5 protein-coding genes are annotated in these 3,792 nt (G+C 64.4%); 2 read left to right on the forward strand and 3 right to left on the reverse strand.

From position 1 onward, the window contains the following. The 3 genes from Q7O19_RS13275 to Q7O19_RS13285 all read right to left on the reverse strand — a co-directional run. A partial coding sequence (locus tag Q7O19_RS13275; protein ID WP_303810966.1) for a GNAT family N-acetyltransferase occupies positions 1-521 on the reverse strand: 521 nt, incomplete at its 3' end. Further along, on the reverse strand, positions 518-1,387 hold the full coding sequence (locus Q7O19_RS13280) for an NAD(P)-dependent oxidoreductase (protein WP_303793664.1): 870 nt from the start codon (positions 1,385-1,387) through the stop codon (positions 518-520). The genes Q7O19_RS13280 and Q7O19_RS13275, both read right to left, overlap by 4 nt. 46 nt (positions 1,388-1,433) lie before the next feature. Next, on the reverse strand, positions 1,434-1,817 hold the full coding sequence (locus Q7O19_RS13285; RefSeq protein ID WP_022679829.1) for a thioesterase family protein: 384 nt from the start codon (positions 1,815-1,817) through the stop codon (positions 1,434-1,436). Between the two features lie 131 nt (positions 1,818-1,948). On the opposite strand from Q7O19_RS13285, the gene Q7O19_RS13290 reads away from it, so the two are divergent. Together Q7O19_RS13290 and Q7O19_RS13295 are read left to right on the forward strand one after the other, a co-directional pair. Beyond that, entirely contained in the window at positions 1,949-3,193 is a 1,245-nt protein-coding gene (locus tag Q7O19_RS13290) for a threonine ammonia-lyase (RefSeq protein WP_303793666.1), read from the forward strand. Between the two features lie 87 nt (positions 3,194-3,280). Further along, positions 3,281-3,792 (forward strand): arginyl-transferase family protein (locus tag Q7O19_RS13295; RefSeq protein ID WP_303810967.1); only part of this gene is annotated, 512 nt, incomplete at its 3' end.

Raw genomic sequence — 3,792 nt, forward strand, 5'->3', positions numbered from 1 at the left:
TCTTTGGCCATGAACACCCAGTGCGGGAACATGATTTCCGGCACTTCCACTTCCGGATAGGCCGAAATGCACTTGAATCCCAGCCGCTCATAAAGGCCAATCGCGGTTTCCAGCGTGGGCGACGTATCGATGAACATGGTGCGATAGCCGAAGGTGCGGCCATCTCGGATCAGCCGCTCAGCCAGTTGGCGGCCCAGCCCCTGCCCCTTGGCAATATCGCGGATATAAACGCGCTTCATCTCGCACACGCCGTCCCGCACGCGGCGCACGCCGCCCATACCGATTGGTTGGCCGTCCTGTTCCAGAATGTAGAAACAGCTTTCCGGCGGACCGGGGCCGAGCGTTTTCGGCAAGGCGGCAGGCAGATAGGCGCGGATGTCGCCGTCGGGGAAAATGTCGGCCAATGTGATGCCAAAACGCGCAGCAACGCCGGAGAACACGAAGTGCAGATATTCGGCGTTGAGATCGATCAGCAGCGCCTCGTCATCCGGCAGGCGCGCAGAGCGCCAGGTGATGCTCACCGCGCCAACCGCCGGATCAGGCTGGACGTATCCTGCCGCGCACCGCCCATGGACTGCACATCGGCATAGAATTGATCGACCAGCGCGCCCATCGGCAGCGGCACGCCCAGCCGGCGGGCCTCGTCGAGCGCCAGGCCGAGGTCCTTGCGCATCCAATCCACCGCGAAACCGAAATCGAACTGGCCGCGGGTCATCGTCTTGGCGCGATTGTCCATCTGCCAGCTTTGGGCGGCGCCCTTGGAAATCACGTCCACCACCGCATCCATGTCCAGACCCGCCTTCAGGCCCAGCGCCAGACCTTCGGACAGGCCCTGCAAAATGCCGGCGATGCACAGTTGGTTGACCATCTTGGTGAGTTGGCCGCTGCCGGCCGGCCCCATGTGGCCGATGCGTTGGGCGTAAGCCTGCATCACCGGTTCGGCGGCGGCAAACGCGGCCTCGGAACCGCCCACCATGATGGTGAGCTTGCCATTTTCGGCCCCGGCCTGGCCGCCGGAGACGGGCGCATCCACCACGTGCAGGCCGCGCGTTTCGCCTTCAGTGGCGAGCCGGCGGGCAATCGCGGCGGACACCGTGGTGTGATCGATGAACAGCGCGCCGGGCGCCATGGCGGCGAACGCACCATCGGGGCCCAGTGTCACCGCTTCCAGATCGGCATCGGCACCCACGCAGGCGATCACTACATCGGCGCCTTGCGCTGCCGCCGCCGGGGTGGGCGCAGCGCGGCCACCATGGGCGGCCACCCAGGCGGCGGCCTTTTCGGCGGTGCGATTGTACACGGTGAGATTGTGCCCGGCAGCCGCCAGATGGCGCGCCATCGGCCCGCCCATCACGCCCAGCCCCAGATATGCGATGTTCTTGCCCATGCGCCGGCCTTAACGCCCGCGCCGCGCCTAAGCAATCAGAGCAGGATCAATTGGGCAGGAACAACGACACCACGTCGCGGGCCAGCCGCGCCGGGCGCATGGTGGCAACATCGATGCAGCACCAGGTGCTCTTCACTTCGGCGATCACCTGCTCGCCGCGCTTGAACATGGTGGTGAAAAACGCCCGCGCGCCCTGCACATTTTCGGCGACCACGCTGGCCACCACATTGTCTTCCAGGAACGCCGGCGCGCGATAACTGATATTGTGATTGAGCGCGACCCACAGATGATTGGCCACCGCTTCGGGCGGCGCGGTGTTCTGCCAATAGGCCACCACCGCATCCTGCACCCAGCGCAGATAAACGGCGTTATTGACATGGCCCATATGGTCAATGTCTGCCGCTGCGACTGCAACATCGTGCCGATACATCACGCGATTCCCATCTTTACCAATATTTCCACCATGCTCACCCGCCCGCTCACCGGTCAAGTCGGCAACCGGCGCATTCCCAATACGGACAATGGGTAGCGCGGCTGCAACTGCGGCGTTATGGAACAGGGATGAACGCCACTGCTCCTGTTTCGCCGGCTCCACTGCCGATCGCCCTTGCCGATGTGGAGGCTGCTGCGCTGGCCATTGCCGGCAAGGTGATCCGTACGCCGTGCCTGAAATCGGAAACGTTGAGCGCGATGACCGGCGCGCAGGTGTGGCTGAAGTTTGAAAACCTGCAGTTCACCGCCGCCTACAAGGAACGCGGCGCGCTCAATCGCCTGCTGACGCTGACCGCGGAAGAACGCGCCCGGGGCGTGATCGCGGCGTCGGCCGGCAACCATGCACAAGGGTTGGCCTATCACGCCCGCCGGCTGGGCATCCCGGCCACCATCGTGATGCCGCGCTTCACGCCGATCGTGAAGGTGCAGCAGACCGAAAGCCACGATGCCAATGTCGTGCTGTTTGGCGAGAAATATGATGATGCCAGCGCCCACGCGCTGGAACTGGCCGAGAAGAAGGGGCTGGTTTACGTCCACCCGTTCGATGATGCCAAGGTGATGGCCGGCCAGGGCACCGTGGGCCTGGAAATGCTGGAAGATGTGCCGGAACTCGATACGCTGGTGGTGCCCATCGGCGGAGGCGGGCTCATCTCCGGCATTGCCACGGTGGCCAAGGCGCAGAACCGCGAGATCAGCGTGATCGGCGTGCAGGCGGAGCTTTACCCCTCCATGTATGCCGCGATGAAGGGCCAGAGCGCCACCTGCGATGGCGACACGCTGGCCGAAGGCATCGCCGTCAAGAACCCCGGCAAGCTCACGCAGGAAGTCGTGCGCGCACTGGTCGACGATATCGTGCTGGTCGGTGAACGGGATCTGGAACGCGCCGTCTCCCTGCTGCTCGGCATTGAAAAGACCGTGGTGGAAGGCGCTGGCGCTGCCGGCCTCGCGGCCTTGCTGGCCCACCCGCGCCGCTTCAAGGGCGCCAAGGTTGGCCTGGTGCTGTGCGGCGGCAATATCGATACACGCCTGCTCGCCAACGTGCTGCTGCGCGATCTGGCGCGCTCCGGGCGGCTCGCCCGCTTGCGCATCCGCCTGAAGGATCGGCCCGGGCAATTGTTCGAAGTCGCCCGCATCTTTGATCAACAACAGGTCAACATCCTGGAAGTCTATCACCAGCGCGTGTTCACCAACCTGCCGGCCAAGGGCCTGATCACCGACATCGAATGCGAAACCCGCGATCGCGATCACCTCGATCGGCTTGTGGAAGCCCTGCGCGCCGCCGGTTACGAAACAAGGATGGTTGAAGCGGACTGAATTAACGCCTGGGGACTGGCCAGCCGCGTAAAGTCACGTTAACGTCGCCGTTATCGGGGGAGCAGTGGCAGTCGAGGGTCTTCACGGGTGACGGATCAGTCTTATCGATTTCCGCGTTTCTTCGTGACGGCCCCTTCGGCCTGCCCCTATCTGCCGGGGCGGACCGAGCGCAAAGTGTTCGCCGAACTGAAGGGCGATGACGCGCCGGCCATGGCCGAAGCCCTGGGCCGCATCGGTTTCCGCCGCAGCCAGAATGTCGTCTACCGGCCCAGCTGCGATGGCTGCAACGCCTGCATCTCCGTGCGCGTGCCCGCCAGCCGCTTCAAACCGGGCCGCAGCCAGAAGAAACTGCTCGCCCAACACGCCGATCTCGATGTGCACGCCTGCGAACCCTGGGCCACCGAAGAACAATGGAGCCTGCTGCGCCGCTACCTCGGCGCCCGCCACCCCGATGGCGGTATGGCCGCCATGGACGCCCATGATTTCTCCGACATGGTGGAACAATCGCCCGTTGATACCGTGATGGTGGAATATCGCGAGCGCACCACCGATGGCCGCCTCGGCCGCCTCATTGGCTGCTGCCTCACCGACAAGCAAAC

Origin of the sequence: Sandarakinorhabdus limnophila DSM 17366 (assembly GCF_945882885.1) — a bacterium.
Taxonomy (GTDB): domain Bacteria; phylum Pseudomonadota; class Alphaproteobacteria; order Sphingomonadales; family Sphingomonadaceae; genus Sandarakinorhabdus; species Sandarakinorhabdus limnophila_A.